Origin of the sequence: Rhizobacter sp. (assembly GCA_019635355.1) — a bacterium.
Lineage (GTDB): Bacteria > Pseudomonadota > Gammaproteobacteria > Burkholderiales > Burkholderiaceae_C > Rhizobacter.
Map to the genome: position 1 here is coordinate 4,433,587 of JAHBZQ010000001.1, position 18,932 is coordinate 4,452,518.

An 18,932-nucleotide genomic window follows, 5' to 3' on the forward strand; every position below is an offset into this window, starting at 1 on the left:
GATCAGGGCAGCGCTTCCACCACCGGCAACGCGGCCCGGCCCTCCAGCAGAGCCGGCGAGGGCTGGTAAGCGCGCAACGTGAGGCGGAAGGGCCCGGCCGGCGCAGGCAGCCAGTTGGCCTTTTGCATCGCGTCTTCGGGCGCCTGCTGCTGCACGAAGAGGTCGAGCGAGCCGTCGGCGTTCTTCACGAGGCCGGGCGTTCGGTTGCCCACCGCGTAGCGCCGGATCGGGTTGTCGATGAAGAAGAGCCGGCCGTCGGGCTCGACCTGGTACATCGACATCGACCAGAAGGCCTGCGCGTCGATGCCTTGTGCCGGCACACGCACGCGGTAGCGCTGGCTGCCGTGCAAGGGCTTGCCGGTGTGGTCGCCGAGCGCGCCGAGGTAGATCGCCTCGCTCGGCGGCAGGGCGCCCAGGCCGACCAGGGCCACGGTGGCGCGCAGCGCGAAGTCGTCGCCAAAGGTGCCGACCGCCGGGTTCGGGTAGGTCCAGCGCTGCACTTGCCGGGCGGCCATCGCGCGCGGTGCGCCGGTGCGCAAGGTGGCGTTGAGTTCGGGCAGCGCTGCGGTCAGCGCGGCGCCTTGCTCGGCGCTCGCGGTGCTGGTGGCGAAGCCGAAGGCCGACCAGCGCTTGAGCTTCTCGCGGTCGGCCGCGGGCACGCCACTGCGTTGCAGCATGTCGTTGACCACCGCGAGGTAGTTGGCGCCGTCGGTGGGCGAGCCACGTGGTGCGCTTGGCGCCACCGGGCCGGCCGGCGTCGCGCCGGCCTTCACCGGGCGCAGCGCCATGCCGTCTTGCAGCGCCTGCACCGCGGGCAGGTCGTGCGGGCCGTCGACGACGATGCGGCCGAGCATCCAGGCGTCGCGCGTGGCCAGGCGCAGCACGCGCACGCCAGCCGGGGCGTCGATCGTGTCGCCGTCGCGGGCGATCCACAGCGTGAAGCCGCCTTCGCCCTCGCTGCGCGAGCCCAGCAGCGCCACGGTGCTGGTGCTCGCGTCCATGAACTGGATCGACCAGTAGCGGCCCGCAGGCATGCGGGGCACCGTGAGTTCGAGCGGCCCGGCTGACAGGTCGAGCCAGGCGCTTGAGTAGAGCGTGTCGTTGTTGGGCGTGGTCACCGCGCGGGCGGTGTGGTCCGCCAGGGCGCGCCGGTGGTTCAGCGTGTTGACCGGCAGGCGCGGCAGGTCGGTGGTGACGTGGCGCGTGCGCGCCATCTCGTAGTAGGGGAAGGTGTAGACATAGGCGGCTTGCAGGTCCGCATCGATGGCTGGCATGGCGTGGCTCCCCCTTTGTCGTGATGAAAGCCGCACTATAGGGAGCGAGGGCTTGCGTAGCATTCGCCCATGCGACGTTTCCTCCTCCTGGCGCTGTGCGCGCTGCCGACCCTGGCCCAGGCCCGCCTCGAAGCCTGCGATCTCAACGGCGAATCCGTCAACCCGAGCAACGGCCACACCACCGCCGGCAAGACCGGCCTCATGCGTTGCCGCGACCGCGACACCGGCCTGCTGGTGCGCGAGGAGGAGCTTCGCAATGGCAAGTTCGAAGGCCTCGTGCGCTTCTACGACGACAAGGGCGAGCTCCGGCGCGAGCACCGTCTCAACGAGCGCGGCAACCGCGATGGCGTGGTGCGCGAGTACGACGGCACACAGCTCGTGCTGGAAGAGAACCTGCGCAACGGCAGCAACGCCGGCCTCTCGCGCCGCTGGGATGCAAAAGGCACGCTGCTGCGCGTGACCTTCTACGGCGACGACGGCCGCGAGCAGGCCTACGCCGAGTTCACCTCGCGTGGCTTGCTGAGCCAGCTGCGCTGCGCCGCGGAGCCGAGACTGGCACCGTATGCCGACGACGCCACGTGGTGTGGCCACAAGGGCGGCCCCGGCACCGTGACGCTCCACGCCGACGATGGCCGCGTGGTCGGCAGCCGGGTGTACGAGCGCGGAGAGTTTCGGCGCATGGAAGACCTCGGGCCCAGCGGCAAGCCGGTCTCGCAGATGGAAGTCACCGGAGACGGGGGCGTGGAGCGCAGCTTCTACGCGAGCGGCGTGCTTCGGCGCGAGCGCCACTGGGGGCTGCAGGAAAAGCGCAGCGTCACCGCGCTGGAGCGCGAGTACCACGAGAGCGGCGCGCTCACGCGCGAGCGGCAATGGAAGCTGAGTGGCCGCAACAACGACCTCGTGCTGGAGCAGCACTGGTACCTCAATGGCCAGCCGCGCTCGAAGCACGCCTACGAGCGCAGTGGCGAGCGGCTGGTGCGCCACGACACCAGCTTCCACGACAACGGGCAGGTCTCGTCCGAGGGGCGCTGGCTCATCGCCGGCCGCTATGACGAGCGGCCCCAAGGTGTGCACAAGAGCTTCGACGCGGCGGGCAAGCTGCGCGCGGAGCGCTTCTACGACGAGCGAGGCCGCATCAACCGCGAGCGCGAGCTCGACGCGAACGGCCAGGTGGAGCGTGACGACGCCGTGTTCGAAGACGGCTCGCGCAAGGCCTACGCACGTTGACCGCCCCACGCTGATGCTGCAGTTCTTTCGCCAGACCTTCCAGCGCGCCCGCAAGGAGCGCCTGCCGCAGATCGCCGGAAGCCTCACCTTCACCACGGTGCTGTCGGTGGTGCCCTTCCTCGCCGTCTGCTTTGCGCTCTTCACCCGCTACCCGTCGCTCTTGCGGCCCTTCCAGCAGGCGATCGATGCGCTGCTGCTGAAAAACCTGCTGCCGGCCGACCTCGCGCAGCCGGTGCTGCGCCACCTGCACCAGTTTGCCGCCAACGCGGGCGGCCTCACCTGGGTGGGCTCGCTCTTCCTGCTGGGCACCTCGCTCGCGCTGATGCTCACGGTGGAAAACGCGCTCAACCAGATCTGGGGCGTGAAGCGCAACCGGCCGTTCTTCAAGCGGCTGGGCCTCTACCTCGTGATGCTGGCCATCGGGCCGCCGGTGCTGGGCGTGAGCCTGTGGGCCTCGTCGACCCTGCTCGCCCTGTCGATGGGCTGGATCGCCACGCTGCCGCCGGCGGTGCACGTGCTGGTGAACTTCACGCCGGCGGTGCTGGGTGCTCTGGCGCTGGCCGTGCTGTTCCGCATCGTGCCCAACACCCGGGTGGGATGGGTGCAGGCGCTGGTGGGCGGGGTGCTCGGCAGCGCCGCCATCGAGCTGGCCAAGCGTGGCTTCGCCGCCTACCTGCTCAAGCTGCCCACCTACAAGGCGGTGTACGGCGCCTTCGCGGTGCTGCCGGCGTTCCTGCTGTGGGTGTACGTGTCGTGGCTCGTCACGCTGGCGGCGGCGCTCGTCGCCGCGAACCTGGGCCGTGCGTCGGGCAAGGGAAGCCGCGCCTGACGCGTCGGGCGGGGTTCACCCGCCCACCACCAGCGCACGCTCGGCGACCCACTGCGTCGCCGCGCCGGCCGGGGCGCGCGCCAGCCGCAGCTCGACGTCGGCGCGCTCGGCGTCCGACAGGCGGCGGTAGAGGAAGTCGCGCGCATTGGCCGGCTCGCCCGCAAGGAAGAGCTGCGAGGTCAGCTCGCCGAAGCTGCGGTGGCGCAGCCGCACATGGATGTGCGGCGTGCGGCCGGGGTAGGGCACCGGCTTGATGGTGCGGAAGCGGTAGAGCCCACGTGCATCGCTGCGGGTGCTGCCGAAGCCCTGGAAGGCTTCGTCGACCTTGTCGCCAGCGCCATGCGGGTGGCGGTAGCTGCCGTGCACGTCGCACTGCCAGATCTCGACCTCGGCGCCGTCGAGGGGCCGGCCTTTCGTGTCGACCACGGCGCCACCGAAGTCGAGCCACTCGCCCGCGGCGCGCGGCGCGTCGGCCGAAGTCGAGCGGGTGACGCGGGTGAGGTCGGCGTCCCAGTCGAGCTGGCGTGCACGCCATGCGGCCGAGGGGTAGAAGGGGCCTTCGGTCATCGGCGGCAGCGCGGCCAGTGCGAGCGACGGCAGAGCCAGGGCGCTCGCGGCGCCGGTGAGCTGGCGCAGGCAGCGGCGGCGGGTGAGGTGCGGGGTGGTGGCCATGTGCATCGGAGTGTCCTCGCGGGCACGAGGTTCCGGCCAGGCCATGACAATGCCCCGCCATGAAGACCATCCGCGACCTGAACGCCCCGCCGCACGTCGAAGGCCGCATCGAAGCCATCGTCGTGCGCGGCCACCCGCGGGCGCCGGCACGCCGCATCGAGGCGACGCAGGCGCTGGCCGGCATCGGCCTCGCCGACGACCGCCTGGGCCAGCGTGGCGAGGCCGAGCTCTCCACGCGGCAGGTCACGCTGATCCAGCAGGAGCACCTGCCGGTGATCGCGCAGCTGGCGCGCGTGGCCGAGGTCGACCCGGTGACGCCGCGCCGCAACCTCGTGGTCTCGGGCATCAACCTGCTCGCGCTCAAGAACGCGAGGCTGCAGGTGGGCGAGGCGGTGCTGCAGATCGTCGGGCCGTGCGCGCCGTGTTCGCGCATGGAAGAGGAAGTGGGCCCCGGCGCCTATGCCGCGATGCGCGGGCACGGCGGCATGACGGCGCGCGTCCTCACCGGCGGTGCGATCCGCGTGGGCGATGCGGTGAGGGCGCTGCCCGCGGCCTGAGCCGCCTCGTGTCAGCCAAGCCGGCGCCAGCGCATCAGCCACGCCGGGCCGTCGGGCGTCATCACCTCGCCGACGTCGCTGAAGCCCGCGGCGCGGTAGCAGCGGATGGCGCGCAGGTTGTGCGGCGCCGGGTCGGTCTGCACCACGGTCACGGCCGGGTCGGCGAAGAGCTGCCCGACGAAGGCGCGGATCATGCGGCGGCCGAGGCCCTGGCCGAGGCGCGCTTCGTCGGCGAGGAACTGGTCGATGCCGCGTGCGCCGGGGTCGGTCTCGTCTTCCCACCAGCCGCCGCCCGAGCCCATCACGACGTAGCTCTGGATGAAGCCGACAGGCTCGTCGCCCTCGTGGGCGAGGTAGGCGCGCGTTGCGTTCGGCTCGGCTGGCGGCGCGATGTAGTCGGCGTGCAGCTCGTCGACGCTGGGCGTGGGCTGCCACCACTGCGCGGCATGCGGTCGTGCGAGCCAGGTGTGCAGCAGCGGCAGGTGCTCGGCCTGCAGGGGCACGAAGTGCATCGTCATCCCTTGCTCAGCACCACATGCAACGCATGCGGTGCGGTCACCTGCTCGGTGCAGCGAAAGCCCAGCTTCAGCAGGTCAATGCCGGCGAAGAAAGCTTCGCCGCGGCCGAGCAGCGTGGGCGAGATCGCGAGGTGCATCTCGTCGATCAGGCCGGCTTCCAGGTACTGTCGCACGGTGGAGACACCGCCGCCGATGCGCACGTCTTGACCCTGCGCGGCGTCGCGGGCGCGGGCGAGCGCTTCGTGGATGCCGCCGGTCACGAAGTGGAAGGTGGTGCCGCCTTCCATCACCAGCGGCTCGCGCGCGTGGTGCGTGAGCACGAAGGTGGGCACGTGGTACGGCGGGTTGTCGCCCCACCAGCCTTTCCAGTTGCCATCGGGCCAGGGGCCGCGCACCGGGCCGAACATGTTGCGGCCGAGCACCCAGGCGCCCACGTTCTCGAAGCTGCGGGTGGCGAAGCGGTCGTTGAGGTCTTCGACGACCTCGCCCTGGCCCGTCATCTCCGTGAAGACACGGGTGCGGTGGAACCACTGGTGCAGCGATTCGCCGCCCTCGCCGAGGGGGTGTTCGAGGCTCTGCCGCGGGCCGGCACCGAAGCCGTCGACGGACAAGGTGAACGCGGCAACTCTGACCTTGGACATGCGGGTCTCCATGAAAGGGAAGTGGCGGACCCTGTCATGACGAACGGGCCGGCCCCGGATCGACATGCTGCCGAAAAATTCGGTGCTGCCGATCCGGGCCGGCCCGCGGCCCCAACGACGCCGTGTGTTTACGGGAACGAGAAGCCGATCACCACCGGCGCGCTGGCCGAGACGGTGACGGGCGCGGCCGTCGTCTTCGTCATGCTGCCGAGCGTGGCCTGCAGCGTGTAGCGGGCGGCCGAGCCGCTGGCCGGTGTGGCGGGTGGCAGCGGCACGGCGTAGCTCGTCACCAGCGGGGCGGCGGTCGGCAGCGTCAGGCTGTAGAGACCGGTGCTCTCGTCGGCCAGGGTGCTGGCCACTTCGACGGTGGTGGTACCGGCGGCCTGCAGGGCACGCACGTTGGCATCGAGCGGGCCGGCCGGGGTGACGGTGATGGCGCCGCTCGCCACGCCGTTGGGCGAGCTGGCCGAGGCCAGGGCCGCCACCGCGGTGTCGAGGTTGAGCACCGTGTCGGCGGTGACGGGCACGCCGGTGATGACGGTGGTGGTGCGGCCGGGCGCGCTCAGCACCAGGTCGTAGGTGCCGGGGGCGACGGGTTGCAGCAGGAAGCGGCCGGTGGCATCGGGCACGGTCGAGCGGATCACCACGCCGCCCTGTTGCAGCGAGACCGTGGTGCCGGGGCCGACCAGCGCCAGCTCCACATGGCCCAGCACGCCCGAGACGTAGCGCGGGATCACGCGGATCACCGGCTTGAGCAGCCAGCGGCCCGAGTTGCCGGCGCGCACGATGGACTTGCAGGCGTCGAAGTCGAGCACCGCGTCGACCATCTGGTTGGCCGCCACGTCGATGTTGACGTTCATCTTCAGGCCGCTCTGCTGGCCGCTCGGGGTGACGAGCGGGGTGTCGTCCGTGTCGCCCGTGAGGCGGATGGCGTTGGCGATCGGCGCGGCGTTGCCATGGCCGTTGGGCGCGAGCACGAGGCGCAGCTGGGTGTAGCGGCCGGCGGGCAGGGGCGTCTGGCCGAGTTCGTCGAGCACGCCGTTGGTGAGGCTCAGCAGGTCGATGCGGCGCGGCGTGGGCAGCACGACTTCGGCCCAGCCGGCATCGGCGTCGGAAGCGGTGCTGCTCTGGTGCACGCGCACGCGGTCGACGGTGACGTACACATGGTCGTAGCCGCAGGCGGGCGCGTCGGTCAGCGCCACGCGCAGGGTGCCGCTGCCGGCGCCGGTGCCGCCGCTGTCGCTGCCGCCACCACAGGCGCCGATGACGGTGGCCGCCACCGCCAGCGCGGCGATGCGGAAATGTCGGGTCCAAGTTTTCATGGGTACTCCTGGCTGTCTGTTCTATAAATGTGCATTCTGCACATTTAGCGTGACTTTACCCATTTCAACCCTGCCCGCATCGGGGCAAGGGTTACCGTTTGCGAACCGGCGGGCGAGGGTTGATCGTGGGGATGTCGGCCCCAGTTGCAACGTTTGGAGAACCCCGTCATGCCCAGCATCACCCGCCCCGCTGCCGTCGCCGGCAGCTTCTACCCCGGCGACCCGGCGACGCTGCGCGCGGCGCTGGCCGAGCACCTTCGCCAGGCGCGCAAGCCCGTGTCGGCACGCCCGCCCAAGCTGCTCGTGGTGCCGCATGCCGGCTATGTGTATTCGGGCGATGTGGCGGCGCTCGGCTATGCCGAAGTCGCGCCCTGGCGCGAGCGGATCCAGCGGGTGGTGCTGCTCGGGCCGGTGCACCGGGTGCCGGTGCGCGGCCTGGCGGCGCCGAGCGTCGACGCGTTCGACACGCCTCTCGGCCGCGTGCCGCTCGACCGCGAGGCCATCGCCTCGCTGCGCGAGCTGCCCCAGGTGGTGTTGGCCGACCGGCCGCATGCGATGGAGCATTCGCTCGAAGTGCAGCTGCCCTTCCTGCAGCAGGTGCTGGGCGAGGGCTTCCGCCTGGTGCCGCTGGCGGTGGGCGACGCGAGCCCGGCCGAGGTGGCGCAGGTGCTCGAGCGCCTGTGGGGCGGCGACGAGACGCTCATCGTCATCAGCTCCGACCTGTCGCACTACCTGCCGTATGCGCAGGCCCAGGCGCGCGACGGCGCCACGGTCGATCGCATCCTGCATTTCGCCACCGACCTCGAAGGCGACGAAGCCTGCGGTGCTGCGCCGCTCAACGGCGCCTTGCGGCTCGCGCGCGCCAAGGGCCTGGTGCCGCGCCTGCTGGGCGTGCGCAACTCGGGCGATGCCAAGGCGGGCCTGGCCGGGCGTGATCGGGTGGTCGGCTACGGCGCCGTGGCGTTCGACCTGCCGGAGGCGCATGTCGATCCGCTGGGGCCGGCGCTGCTGGCGCACGCGCGCCGTGCCATCGCCGAGGCGCTGGGCGTCGAGCTGCCCGCATCGCCCCTGCCCGACCTCGCCGCGCTTGCCCAGCCGGGTGCGACCTTCGTGACCCTGCATGACCGTGACGGCGAACTGCGCGGCTGCATCGGCCGGCTCGAAGCGGTGCGACCGCTGCTCGACGACGTGCGCGCCAACGCCGTCGCCGCCGCGTTCCACGACCCGCGCTTCCCGCCCTTGCGCGCCGAAGAATGGCCCGGCCTGCAGGTCGAGGTCTCATTGCTCGAACGGCCCGAGCCGATCGACGTGCACACCGAAGCCGAAGCGCTTGCCGCCCTCAAGCCCGGCGACGACGGCGTGATCTTCGAGTGGCAAGGCCACCGCGCCACCTACCTGCCGCAGGTGTGGGAGCAGCTGCCCGATGCACGCAGCTTCCTCGCCTCGCTCAAGCGAAAAGCGGGTCTCGCCGCCGATTTCTGGGCGCCCGACGTGAAGCTGTCGCGCTACCGCGTGCGCAAGTTCGAGGAGACCCGATGAACGCCCCGATGAACGACCCCAGCAACGTGCCTGGCCGCTGGTGGCATGCGCTCGCAGACGGCCGCATCCAGTGCGACCTCTGCCCGCGCGACTGCAAGCTGCACGAAGGCCAGCGCGGCCTGTGCTTCGTGCGCCAGCGCGAGGGCGACGAGATGCGCCTCACCACCTATGGCCGCAGCTCCGGCTTCTGTATCGACCCGATCGAGAAGAAACCGCTCAACCATTTCTACCCCGGCTCGAGCGTGCTCTCGTTCGGCACCGCGGGCTGCAACCTCGCCTGCAAGTTCTGCCAGAACTGGGACATCTCCAAGAGCCGCGAGATGGACCGCCTGATGGACGAAGCCTCGCCCGAGCGCATCGCCGCCGCGGCGAAAGACAGCGGCGCGCAGAGCGTGGCCTTCACCTACAACGACCCGGTGATCTTTGCCGAGTACGCGATGGACACCGCCGACGCCTGCCACGCGCAAGGCGTGAAGACGGTGGCGGTGACGGCGGGCTACATGCACGCCGAGCCGCGCCGCGAGTTCTACGCCAAGATGGACGCGGCCAACGTCGACCTGAAGGCGTTCACCGAAACCTTCTACCAGCAGCAGACCGGCTCGCATCTCGCGCCGGTGCTCGACACGCTGCAGCACATCCACCACGAGACCGATTGTTGGCTGGAGATCACCACGCTGCTGATCCCCGGCCTCAACGACAGCCCGCAAGAGATCGAGCAGATGACGCGCTGGATCGGCGAGCACCTCGGGCCCGACGTGCCGCTGCACTTCACCGCCTTCCACCCCGACTACAAGATGGGCGACATCGGCCCCACGCCGAAGGCGACGCTGACCCGCTCGCGCGAGATTGCACTCGCCAACGGCCTGCACCACGTCTACACCGGCAACGTGCACGATGCCGAGGGTGGCACCACGCGCTGCCCGACCTGCGAGGCCGCGCTGATCGAGCGCGACTGGCATGCGATCACGCGTTACGAGCTCACACCTGAGGGCACCTGCCCCCACTGCGCCACCGCCATCGCAGGCCGTTTTGCGGGGCGCTTCGAGCGAGGCTTCGGTCGTCGGCGCATCCCGGTGCGCATGGCGCTCAGCTGAGTCCCGTCAACGACGGCAACGGCCAGGTGGGCGACTGCTGCGTGTGCCGTGCGGCGCCTGCGCGCCAGGCTGCAAGCCAGTCGTGCACCGTGTGCGGTGCGTCGGCCTGCAGCCCGCGCACGACACAGCCGGCCTGCGCGCCACACGCCGCCGCGTCAGCCAGCTGCTCCGGCGCGAGGATGCCGCCGATCGCCACCACCGGCGCCGGTGACATGGCCGCCCACCACGCGAGGTTGTGCAGCCCCTGCGGGCGCCACGGCATCGCCTTGGTGAGCGTGGGCCAGACCGGACCGCAGGCGATGTAGTCGGGCTGCCACGCCGTGGCGCGGGCCAGCTCCCACAGGCTGTGTGAGCTGAGGCCCAGGCGCAGGCCGTTGGCGCGGGCGCGTGCCAGCTGCTCGCGTGCTTCGGCGCCGAGGGCGAGCAGGTCTTCCTGGCCGAGGTGCACGAAGTCGACGCCGAGCGCGGCCGCCTGTTGCCAGTGGTCGTTGACGATGAGGGTGGCGCCGTGCTCTTGAGCGGCGGCGCGTGAGCGGCTGATCTGGTCGAGCAGGCGGGCCTGCCAGGGCGCCTCGGCCTCGCCGTTGGCGCGCTTGAGGCGCAGCTGCACCGTGCGCACGCCGTGTTCGGCCAATGCGCGCAGATGCACCGCGTCGTCGGTGATGGCATAGAGACCCTGCACGGGCGGTGCGCTGCTCGGCGCGAGTGTCGGCAACTCGCCGTCGTCGAGCGTGGGCAAGAGCGTGCGGTCGGTGATGAAGCCGTGGCGCGGGCGCACCGGGCCGGCGCCGCGGCCGGGGTTCGACGCATCGGCGTGCAGGCCCGAGGTGGTGAGCATCTTGGCGATGACGGCGGCATCGGCCGGCACGAAGCCACGCGCAAGCGCGGCGGCGAGCGCGGTGGCGAAGGTGCAGCCGGTGCCGTGGGTGTTGACAGCGACGCGGCGGGGCAGGGCGAGCCAGCCGGTCGCGTGCGTGCTGTGCCAGTGGTCGCGGGCGGTGGACTCGTCCGCATCGCCGCCGGTGATGCACACGGCTTCGGTGCCGAGGGCACGCAGCGCACGCGCCTGGTCGGGCACGTCGTGGTCGTGGCGGAGCAGCAGCCGTGCGGCTTCGCGCCGGTTGGGCGTCACGACCGTGGCGCGTGGCAGCAGCTCACGGCGGTAGGCCTCGACGAGCGCGACGTTGGCAAAACTCTCGCCCGTGCTCGCCCGCAGCACCGGGTCGACGACGAGTGCGAGCGGGCCGCGCTGGCGCAGGCGGTCGACCCACTGCGAGACCACGCGCACATTGGCCACGCTGCCGAGCAGGCCGGTCTTGATGGCACGCGGCGTCAGGTCGTTGGCCATCGCTTCGAGCTGCGCATGCAGCTGCTCGGGCGGCACCGGGTGCACGCTCTCGACGGCCACGCTGCTCTGCGCGGTGAGCGCCGCGACGACGGGACACAGGTGCACCTCGGAGGCATCGGCGGCGCGCTGGTCGGCGCTCAAGCCGGCGCCGCCGCCGCTGTCTTGGCCCGAGATGCTCCAGACGATGGGTGTTGTCATGAAGGCTCAGTCGATCAGGAAGGGCCGACCGGTGACAGGGGTCGTGGCCACGGCCATCGCTTGGGTCGCCATCGCGCCGGCTTCGCGCGCGAGGCGACCGGCCTGCACCGCGTGGGCGAAGGCCGCGGCCATGCGCACCGGGTCGCCCGATTGCGACACGGCCGAGTTGAGCAGCACACCGTCGAGGCCGAGTTCGAGCGCGAGCACCGCGTGCGACGGCGTGCCGAGGCCGGCGTCGACGATCAGCGGCACCTCGGGCAGCCGCTCGCGCAGCGTGCGCAGCGCCTGCGGGTTGAGCAGGCCCTGGCCCGAGCCGATGGGCGCGCCCCAGGGCATCAGCACGCGGCAGCCGGCGTCGAGCAGGCGGCGGCAGCTCACGAGGTCGTCGGTGCAGTAGGGGAACACGCAGAAGCCTTCCTTGGCCAGCACCTCGGCGGCGTGCAGCAGCTCCCACGGGTCGGGCTGCAGCGTGTGCTCGTCGCCCACCACTTCGAGCTTGATCCACGGGGTGTCGTAGAGCTCACGCGCCATGCGGGCGAGGTGGATCGCTTCGTGCGCGGTGCGGCAGCCGGCGGTGTTGGGCAACAGGTGGCCGCCGCGTTCGCGCAGGGCGGAGACGATTTCGGCGACGAAGCCGTTGTCGCCGCCCCCTCCGCTGACATTGGCGAGTGTTCGGCGCAGGCCGACGGTCACGACCTGCGTGCCCGAGGCCTCGATGCACTGGCGCAACACGGCCGGCGAGGGGTAGCCGGAGGAGCCGAGAAAAAAGCGGCTGGTGAGTGGGGTGTCGTAGACCGACCAGGGCTTTGTGTTCATCGCATCAGCCTCCGACGATGGCGGTGAAGACGGTCACCTGATCGCCCGGCTGCAGCAGCGTGTGCGCGCGCAGCGTCTGCGGCACGAACTCGCCGTTGAGCGCCGTGGCGACCTTGCGCGTCTCCGCGGCTGGTTCGGCCTTCAACAGCGCGAGCAGGTTGAGCCCGGGTTGCCAGGGCTTGGGATCGCCGTTGAGGTACACGAGATCAGGCATGCGCGGGCTCCGGCAGCACCTGCTGCAAGGCATCGTCGACCAGTGCGGGCGCGAGCAGCCAGCCGTGGCGGTAGAGGCCGGTGATGCGCAGGAGGCCGGGTGACGCCTCGATGCGCGGCTGGTGATCGGGCCAGGCGGGGCGCAGGTTGGTGTCGAGGTGCACGATGCGCGCTTCTGCGAGGCCGGGCAGGACGCTGTGCGCCGCGGCCATCAGCTCGACCGCGCTGCGAAGGCTGACGGGAGAGCGGTCTTCGCTCTCGATCTCGCTCGCCCCGACCACGATGTGCTGGCCGGCGCGCGGCACGATGTAGACGCGGTGTCGCGGGTGCAGCAGACGCACCGGGTGCCGCAGGTGCACGCCGGGGGCGTGCAGCCAGACGAGTTCGCCACGCACGCCGCGCAGGCCCGGCACGTCGTCGCGTGCGCCGAGGCCGCGCGTGTCGATGGCGAGGTCGCAGGCGATGTGTTGGCCGTCGTCGAGTTGCAGGCTGCCCGCGTGCACATGCGCCACCCGCTGGCCCCAGTGCCATTGCACGCCGGTCGCCTGGGCGGCCAGCGCGTCGAGCAGCAGGCGCGGTTCGAGCTGGCCTTCGCCGGGGAGCCACCACGCACTCAGGCCCGGCAGCAGCTCGGGCTCCATCACGCGCAGCTCGCTCGCCGGCACGATCTCGGGCGCGGGCCAGGCGCTGGGGTCGGCCTCGCATGCGCTGCGCAGCTTCACCATCACACGCAGCGCCGAGCCCATGTCGGCGTTGTGCGCGACGAGCAGGCTGCCCTGCACCCGCAGCAGCGTTTGCGGGGCGTGGGGGGCGAGGGCCGAAGCCACGTCGCGCCACATCACGATGGAACGCCAGCCGAGGGCGGCGAGTTCGGGCTCGGCGTGGTCGAGTTCGGCCAGCGGGCTGAGCAAGCCGGCGGCGGTGTAGCCCGCCGCCACCGGCTGCGACAGCGTCGCACCGAGGGCAGGTGCGTTCGGCCCTGCGGCCGGGTCGACCACCTGCACGGTGTGGCCCATGCGTGCGAGCCGCCACGCGAGCAGGCGGCCGAGCACGCCCGCGCCGGCGATGGCGATGCGCAGGCTGCTCATACGGGGTGCACCGGGATGTAGATCTCGCCGCCACGGGCCTTGAACTCGGCCGACTTCTCGGCCAGGCCTTGCGTGAGCGCGGCGCTGTCATCGAGGCCGCGCGCCGCGGCGTAGTCGCGCACGTCCTGCGTGATCTTCATCGAGCAGAACTTCGGCCCGCACATGGAGCAGAAGTGCGCGTGCTTCGAAGAGTCCTTCGGCAGCGTCTCGTCGTGGTACTCGCGGGCGGTGTCGGGGTCGAGGCCGAGCGCAAACTGGTCGTTCCAGCGGAATTCGAAACGGGCCTTGCTCATCGCGTCGTCGCGTGCGCGGGCACCCGGGTGGCCCTTGGCCACGTCGGCCGCGTGGGCGGCGATCTTGTAGGCCATGAGGCCTTGCTTCACGTCGTCGCGGTCGGGCAGGCCGAGGTGCTCCTTCGGCGTCACGTAGCAGAGCATCGAAGTGCCCATCCAGCCGATCATCGCGGCGCCGATGGCACTCGCGATGTGGTCGTAGCCGGGCGCGATGTCGATGGTGAGCGGGCCCAGCGTGTAGAAGGGCGCTTCCGCACAGTGCTTCAACTGCTCGTCCATGTTGGCCTGGATGAGGTGCATCGGCACATGGCCCGGGCCTTCGATCATGGTCTGCACGTCGTGCTTCCAGGCGACCTGTGTCAGTTCGCCGAGCGTGCGCAGCTCGGCGAACTGAGCTTCGTCGTTCGCATCGGCACCGCTGCCGGGGCGCAGGCCGTCGCCGAGCGAGAAGCTCACGTCGTAGGCCTTCATGATTTCGCAGATCTCGTCGAAGTGCGTGTAGAGGAAGTTTTCCTGGTGGTGCGTGATGCACCACTTGGCGAGGATGGAACCGCCGCGCGAGACGATGCCGGTGCGCCGTTTCGTCGTGAGGTGGATGAAGGGCAGGCGCAGGCCGGCGTGGATGGTGAAGTAGTCGACGCCTTGCTCGGCCTGCTCGATGAGCGTGTCGCGGAAGATGGCCCACGACAGTTCTTCGGCCACGCCGCCCACTTTCTCGAGCGCCTGGTACAGCGGCACGGTGCCGATGGGCACCGGCGAGTTGCGCAGGATCCAGTCGCGCGTGGTGTGGATGTTCTTCCCCGTGGAGAGATCCATCACCGTGTCGGCACCCCAGCGGGTCGACCACACGAGTTTTTCCACTTCCTCTTCGATGCTCGAGGTGACGGCCGAGTTGCCGATGTTGGCGTTGACCTTGACCTTGAAGTGGCGGCCGAGGATGGTCGGCTCCAGCTCGGGGTGGTTGATGTTGGCGGGGATGATGGCGCGGCCGCGGGCCACTTCGTCGCGCACGAACTCGGGCGTGATCTCGGCCGGCATGCGGGTGCCGAGGGCGTTGCCCATCAGGCGGTGTTCTCTTGCGTCATCCGCGAGGTATTCGCGCGTCCACTCGCGGCGGTCGTTCTCGCGGATGGCGACGAACTCCATCTCGGGCGTCACGATGCCATGCCGCGCGTAGTGCATCTGCGTGACGTTGGCGCCGCTTTTGGCGCGGCGCGGTGTGCGCTGCAGGCCGGCGGCTTCGGCGTGCAGGCGGGCAAGTTGCGGGTCGGCGTGACCCTGGCGCTGGCCGTCGTCGCGGGCGGAGTACGAGCGGCCGTCGTAGGGCTCGGTGTCGCCGCGCGATTCGATCCACGCGGTGCGCAGCGCGGGCAGGCCCTGGCGCACGTCGTAGGGAATGGTCGGGTCGGTGCAGGGGCCGGAGGTGTCGTGCACGATCACCCGCTCGCCGTTGCTGAGCGCGATTTCGCGCATGGGCACGCGCACGCCGGTGAGCGGGCCTTCGAGGTGCACCTTGCGCGAGCTGGCAAACGGCTCACGCGCGAGCGCGAGTCTCGCGTGAAGGTCGGTGGGGGGCGTGGTGGTCATCGCGGTCTCTCCGGTGGCAGCAGCAACAAAAAACGTCGTGCTCCGGAGGGTCCGCGGGCGGCCGGGTGCGATGGGGGCGGCCGCTCGGGCCTGCGCGCCCATCGCGGGCCGCTCGTCTACGCTCTTCTTACGCCGGTATGAACCGGATCAAGTTCTCGGGTTTGGCTTTCCATCTCAGCGCCTTCGGCCTTGCGGCCCGGCACACCCCGGAGCGGGGCGGATTGTGGGCGCATCGTGTCGGCGGCGTCAACCCGCCCGATGTTCACGTCGAGGGCTTCGGCCCTGCGCCGCGATGCGACTTGTTGAAGTCGTACACATGGCCATCGGGCAGCTTGCCGCCTTCGACCGAGTTCACGCCACCCTGGCCCACGCTGTCGGGCAGGGCGGTGGAGATGCACACGTGGCGCTTGCCTTCCCGGCGGCGCGCTTCGCTGTGCTTGAGGGCGGCGAGCAGGTCGTTGGCGGGGAATTCCTGGTGCGCCGGTCGGCCATCGGGTTCGAGCCAGAAGACGACGATGCTCATCGTGTGCACTCCACGGCCGCAAGCTGCGGCGATGGGGCATTGTCACTGGATCGTCTTGGGCGGGTCGATCACCGGCGATTGCTGGCCGGGCGCGGGCGGGTCGATCACGGGCGGGTCGGCCAGTGGTGGAGGCGGCGGTGGGGGTGGCGCGACGGGCGGGTCGGGCGGCACGTCGTGCGCGAGCAAGGGGGCGCGCATGGTGCTCACAGGTCGGGGTTGCGGAACACGGCGTGTAGGCTGGGGGGCGTTTCGCCCTCGCTCTGGCTCGCGAGCAGCAAGGCCTGCTCCCACAGCGCCTGCGCCATGAGGTAGGGGTCGACGGTGCGGGCCCAGTCTTCTTCCCACAGGCTCTCGGCGAGGGCCGAGGTGTCTTGCGAATTCAGTTCGGGGTCGAGGCCGCGGATGGCGGCGGCGCAGGCTTCGACCCACGCTTCGCGGCGGCCCGGCATGCGCAGGCGGCCTTCGGCGCGCGCCTGCGCACATTCCTCCGGCTCACGATGCCGTTGGTAGTACCAGAAGGTCTCGGCGATCTCGGGCAGCTGCCCCGTCTGCACCGTTGGCTCGAGCACCAGCAGGCGCATCGCGAAGCGCTGGATCCAGAGAGATTTTTCATGCGGCATGGAAAGCTCCTGAAGTTGGAATCCATGCTCGGCGTCGTGGCGTGCAGCGTTAAGCGGGCGAATGCTTCTTTGCGGGCAGGCGCTCTCCGACACGCGTGTCAGACAATGGCTGCATGACACGAATCGCGATCGTCGGTGCCATGCACGAGGAACTCCGGGCCTTGCTCGATGCGATGCCCGACGAGCAGCCGGTGCTGCGCGCGGGCCGCGAGTTCTGGGTCGGGCACCTGGCGGGCCATGAGGTGGTGGTGGTGCTCTCGCGCATCGGCAAGGTGGCGGCGGCCACCACGGCCACGCTGCTGCTGAGCGAGTTCGCGGTGTCGCGCCTCGTCTTCACCGGCACGGCCGGTGGGCTTGCGCCGGGCGTGAACGTGGGCGACGTGGTGGTGGCCGACACGCTGCTCCAGCACGACATGGACGCCTCGCCGCTCTTCCCGCGCCACGAGGTGCCACTGTACGGGCGCGCGCGTTTCGAGACCGATGCCGCCATGTCGCACCAACTCGCCGAAGCCTCGCGCGCGGCGCTCGATGGCCTTGGCGCCGCAAAGGCCCGGGTGCACCGGGGCCTCGTCGTGAGCGGCGACCGCTTCGTCTCCGAGCGCGCCGAGAACGACGCGCTGTGTGCCCGCCTGCCCGACGCGCTCGCCGTCGAGATGGAAGGGGCTGCGCTCGCGCAGGTGTGCCACGACTTCGGCGTGCCCTTCGCCGTGGTGCGCACCGTGTCGGACCGGGCCGACGACAGCGCGCACGTGGACTTCAACCGCTTCGTGGCCGAGGTGGCGAGCCGCTACACGCTCGCCCTCGTGACCCGCTGGCTCACGAGTCTGCGCAGCTGAAGTTGGCGGCGTCTTCGAGGCTGCCGCTGCCGCTGTACTTGGCGAACTTCGGATACGGGCACAGCGGGCGGGTGCGGTTGGGGAAGTAGGCGTTGGTCGCGGCGGCGCGTGCAGCGATCGACTCGGGCGCGACGCCGTTCTCCACCCAGTTGACCATCGGCGTGAGCACGTCGAACTGGTCGGTGGCGCGGCCGCCGGCGCAGTGGTTCTCGCCCGGCACCGGGAAGAAGCGCGAGAACGACTGCACGCCGGTGAGGCCACCGTGGTTGGCGGCGAGCCGCTCGAAGTAGTCGGCCGTGTCGTGCGCGCTGAAGATCGGGTCGGCCAGGCCGTGTACGAACATCAGCTTGCCGCCGCGTGCCTGGTAGGCGGTGAGGCGGTCGTCGGCGTAGGTGTCGTAGATCGACGAGAAGGCCGCCATGCGCAGCGGGTCGGTGTCGATGTTGAAGTTGAGCGCGACGAAGGTCGGGTCCGACGGGGTGAAGAACTCCCAGCGCAGCGCGTCGGCCATCAGCGTGTTGTAGGCCGAGTTGGGCACGGCAGTGGTCGAGCTGCCGAGCGTCCAGGCGCGCCAGCCGGGCTGGTCGACCGCGGGGTCGGCCACCTGGCCGGCGTAGAGCTTCACGTTGGCGCTGTTGCGCGGGCCGTCGAAGAGGCGCTGCAGCGCCGTCACCTGCGGGGCCGAGAGGCAGGTGGCGTCTTTCGCGCCCGGGCATTGCAGCACTGTGGGGTTGAAGTTGCAGGCCTTCCAATTGGCGACCATGCCGTCGGCGGCGTCGTCGAGTGCATCGCACTGCGCGAGGATGGCGTTCGACACCAGCGCCATGTCGGCCGAGCTGAAGGCCTTGCTGAGGATGGGCGAGCCGCCTTCGATGGGGGCGATGGCGGTGAGCTGCTGGTTGTTCCACATCGCGGCGACGGTGGCGCCGCTCGACACGCGCATCGCCGGTGCATGCACCACCACGCCGTCGAAGTAGCTCGGGAAGCGCTGCGTGAACATCATCCCCTGCCGGCCGCCGCCGGAGCAGCCGACGAAGTACGACTTGTCGGGGGTGCGGCCGTAGCGCGCGGCGATCAGCGCCTTGGCGTTGACGGCGGTCTTGTCGAAGGCGTTGTAGGCGTGGTCGATCTTGGCCAGCGGGTCGGTGGCGAAGTCGGCCGCCGAGCCGCCGGTGTGGCCGCCGTCGGTGTTGACCACCGCGTAGCCGCGGGCGAGGGCCGGGCGCAGGTCGTTCAGCGGGCCGACGTTGGTGCCGGTGGCCGCGCCGATGGAGCCGTCGTTGCCGCCGCCGCCCATGAAGAGGAAGCGGCCGTTCCAGTCGTCGGGCAGGGTGAGGCGGTAGCCGATCGCGTAGTTCTTGCCGTCGACGCCGACGCGCGCGTTGGTGCTGCCCGTGACCACGCAGTGCGCCGGCAGCCCGATGCTGCCGGCCGACGCGGCACCGCTCACGCGATAGGCCGTGGTGAGGGTGGTGGCGGTGAGCGCGGTGCGGCCGACGGCGTCGCAACGCTCCTGCGCGGTTGGGACGGGGTCGTCACCGCCGCCACCGCAGGCGGCGAGCACGGCAATGGCGACCGGCAGGACGAAGGGCAGCGCGAGCGACGCCCGCGAACTTGAATGACGGTGTGGGTACACGGCGAGTCTCCTGTGACGCTTGTGAGGACCCCTGCGCATGCTCGGCAGGGTGAAACCCATGCTAGGCCGCGCCTTCGCATTCGCTTGTCCATCGTGAGGAT

At 70.8% G+C, this 18,932-nt stretch carries 20 protein-coding genes and 1 riboswitch; of the genes, 6 read left to right on the forward strand and 14 right to left on the reverse strand.

Annotation, left to right across the window (positions count from 1 at the left end):
* Window positions 1-2 precede the first annotated feature (2 nt).
* Window positions 3-1,274: a DUF1254 domain-containing protein gene (locus KF892_20595; GenBank protein ID MBX3627421.1), complete on the reverse strand. Its 1,272-nt coding sequence runs from the start codon at window positions 1,272-1,274 to the stop codon at window positions 3-5.
* 69 nt (window positions 1,275-1,343) lie between these two features.
* On the opposite strand from KF892_20595, the gene KF892_20600 reads away from it, so the two are divergent.
* Together KF892_20600 and KF892_20605 are read left to right on the forward strand one after the other, a co-directional pair.
* Window positions 1,344-2,501 (forward strand): hypothetical protein, encoded by a 1,158-nt coding sequence (locus KF892_20600; GenBank protein ID MBX3627422.1) that lies wholly within the window; start codon window positions 1,344-1,346, stop codon window positions 2,499-2,501.
* Between the two features lie 13 nt (window positions 2,502-2,514).
* The gene (locus tag KF892_20605) at window positions 2,515-3,330 is read left to right on the forward strand and encodes a YihY family inner membrane protein (protein MBX3627423.1); all 816 of its coding nucleotides are present in this window, start codon (window positions 2,515-2,517) and stop codon (window positions 3,328-3,330) included.
* Between the two features lie 15 nt (window positions 3,331-3,345).
* Here the strand turns inward: KF892_20605 and KF892_20610 are convergent, their stop codons facing one another.
* Window positions 3,346-4,002 (reverse strand): intradiol ring-cleavage dioxygenase, encoded by a 657-nt coding sequence (locus KF892_20610; protein MBX3627424.1) that lies wholly within the window; start codon window positions 4,000-4,002, stop codon window positions 3,346-3,348.
* A 59-nt stretch (window positions 4,003-4,061) separates the two neighbouring features.
* Here KF892_20610 and KF892_20615 point away from each other — a divergent pair, with 59 nt between their 5' ends.
* Entirely contained in the window at window positions 4,062-4,559 is a 498-nt protein-coding gene (locus KF892_20615) for an MOSC domain-containing protein (protein MBX3627425.1), read from the forward strand.
* A gap of 11 nt (window positions 4,560-4,570) precedes the next feature.
* Here KF892_20615 and KF892_20620 read toward each other — a convergent pair whose 3' ends face one another.
* The 3 genes from KF892_20620 to KF892_20630 all read right to left on the reverse strand — a co-directional run bounded on the left by KF892_20620 (window position 4,571) and on the right by KF892_20630 (window position 7,040).
* A complete protein-coding gene (locus KF892_20620) occupies window positions 4,571-5,077 on the reverse strand; it encodes a GNAT family N-acetyltransferase (GenBank protein ID MBX3627426.1) in 507 nt (168 codons plus the stop codon).
* Complete coding sequence (locus KF892_20625; GenBank protein MBX3627427.1) at window positions 5,074-5,718, reverse strand: dihydrofolate reductase; 645 nt, start codon at window positions 5,716-5,718, stop codon at window positions 5,074-5,076. The genes KF892_20620 and KF892_20625 overlap by 4 nt, the downstream gene beginning before the upstream one ends.
* Window positions 5,719-5,846: 128 nt before the next feature.
* On the reverse strand, window positions 5,847-7,040 hold the full coding sequence (locus KF892_20630; GenBank protein MBX3627428.1) for a DUF4382 domain-containing protein: 1,194 nt from the start codon (window positions 7,038-7,040) through the stop codon (window positions 5,847-5,849).
* A 168-nt stretch (window positions 7,041-7,208) separates the two neighbouring features.
* Here KF892_20630 and amrB point away from each other — a divergent pair, with 168 nt between their 5' ends.
* Together amrB and amrS are read left to right on the forward strand one after the other, a co-directional pair.
* Window positions 7,209-8,579, forward strand: coding sequence for an AmmeMemoRadiSam system protein B (gene amrB / locus KF892_20635; protein MBX3627429.1), 1,371 nt, complete (start codon window positions 7,209-7,211; stop codon window positions 8,577-8,579).
* Window positions 8,580-8,587: 8 nt separating this feature from the next.
* Complete coding sequence (gene amrS, locus KF892_20640; GenBank protein ID MBX3627430.1) at window positions 8,588-9,673, forward strand: AmmeMemoRadiSam system radical SAM enzyme; 1,086 nt, start codon at window positions 8,588-8,590, stop codon at window positions 9,671-9,673.
* On the opposite strand, the gene KF892_20645 is transcribed toward amrS, so the two are convergent.
* The 8 genes from KF892_20645 to KF892_20680 all read right to left on the reverse strand — a co-directional run bounded on the left by KF892_20645 (window position 9,666) and on the right by KF892_20680 (window position 16,359).
* Window positions 9,666-11,219 (reverse strand): bifunctional hydroxymethylpyrimidine kinase/phosphomethylpyrimidine kinase, encoded by a 1,554-nt coding sequence (locus tag KF892_20645; protein ID MBX3627431.1) that lies wholly within the window; start codon window positions 11,217-11,219, stop codon window positions 9,666-9,668. The genes amrS and KF892_20645 overlap by 8 nt on opposite strands.
* Window positions 11,220-11,225: 6 nt before the next feature.
* Window positions 11,226-12,035 carry a thiazole synthase gene (locus tag KF892_20650; GenBank protein MBX3627432.1) on the reverse strand — a complete coding sequence of 270 codons (810 nt, stop codon included), beginning with the start codon at window positions 12,033-12,035 and terminating at the stop codon, window positions 11,226-11,228.
* Between the two features lie 4 nt (window positions 12,036-12,039).
* Window positions 12,040-12,249 carry a sulfur carrier protein ThiS gene (thiS, locus tag KF892_20655; GenBank protein ID MBX3627433.1) on the reverse strand — a complete coding sequence of 70 codons (210 nt, stop codon included), beginning with the start codon at window positions 12,247-12,249 and terminating at the stop codon, window positions 12,040-12,042.
* A complete protein-coding gene (locus KF892_20660) occupies window positions 12,242-13,336 on the reverse strand; it encodes an FAD-dependent oxidoreductase (GenBank protein MBX3627434.1) in 1,095 nt (364 codons plus the stop codon). Before KF892_20660 ends, thiS begins: the two co-directional genes overlap by 8 nt.
* A complete protein-coding gene (thiC, locus tag KF892_20665) occupies window positions 13,333-15,216 on the reverse strand; it encodes a phosphomethylpyrimidine synthase ThiC (GenBank protein ID MBX3627435.1) in 1,884 nt (627 codons plus the stop codon). Before thiC ends, KF892_20660 begins: the two co-directional genes overlap by 4 nt.
* A 107-nt stretch (window positions 15,217-15,323) precedes the next feature.
* Window positions 15,324-15,435, reverse strand: a riboswitch (TPP riboswitch).
* A 43-nt stretch (window positions 15,436-15,478) separates the two neighbouring features.
* On the reverse strand, window positions 15,479-15,739 hold the full coding sequence (locus KF892_20670; GenBank protein ID MBX3627436.1) for a hypothetical protein: 261 nt from the start codon (window positions 15,737-15,739) through the stop codon (window positions 15,479-15,481).
* 42 nt (window positions 15,740-15,781) lie between these two features.
* Window positions 15,782-15,937 carry a hypothetical protein gene (locus KF892_20675; protein MBX3627437.1) on the reverse strand — a complete coding sequence of 52 codons (156 nt, stop codon included), beginning with the start codon at window positions 15,935-15,937 and terminating at the stop codon, window positions 15,782-15,784.
* A 5-nt stretch (window positions 15,938-15,942) separates the two neighbouring features.
* Window positions 15,943-16,359 (reverse strand): hypothetical protein, encoded by a 417-nt coding sequence (locus tag KF892_20680; protein ID MBX3627438.1) that lies wholly within the window; start codon window positions 16,357-16,359, stop codon window positions 15,943-15,945.
* Between the two features lie 113 nt (window positions 16,360-16,472).
* On the opposite strand from KF892_20680, the gene KF892_20685 reads away from it, so the two are divergent.
* Complete coding sequence (locus KF892_20685) at window positions 16,473-17,195, forward strand: 5'-methylthioadenosine/adenosylhomocysteine nucleosidase (GenBank protein MBX3627439.1); 723 nt, start codon at window positions 16,473-16,475, stop codon at window positions 17,193-17,195.
* On the opposite strand, the gene KF892_20690 is transcribed toward KF892_20685, so the two are convergent.
* A complete protein-coding gene (locus KF892_20690; protein ID MBX3627440.1) occupies window positions 17,176-18,870 on the reverse strand; it encodes a tannase/feruloyl esterase family alpha/beta hydrolase in 1,695 nt (564 codons plus the stop codon). The genes KF892_20685 and KF892_20690 overlap by 20 nt on opposite strands.
* Between the last annotated feature and the right edge of the window lie 62 nt (window positions 18,871-18,932).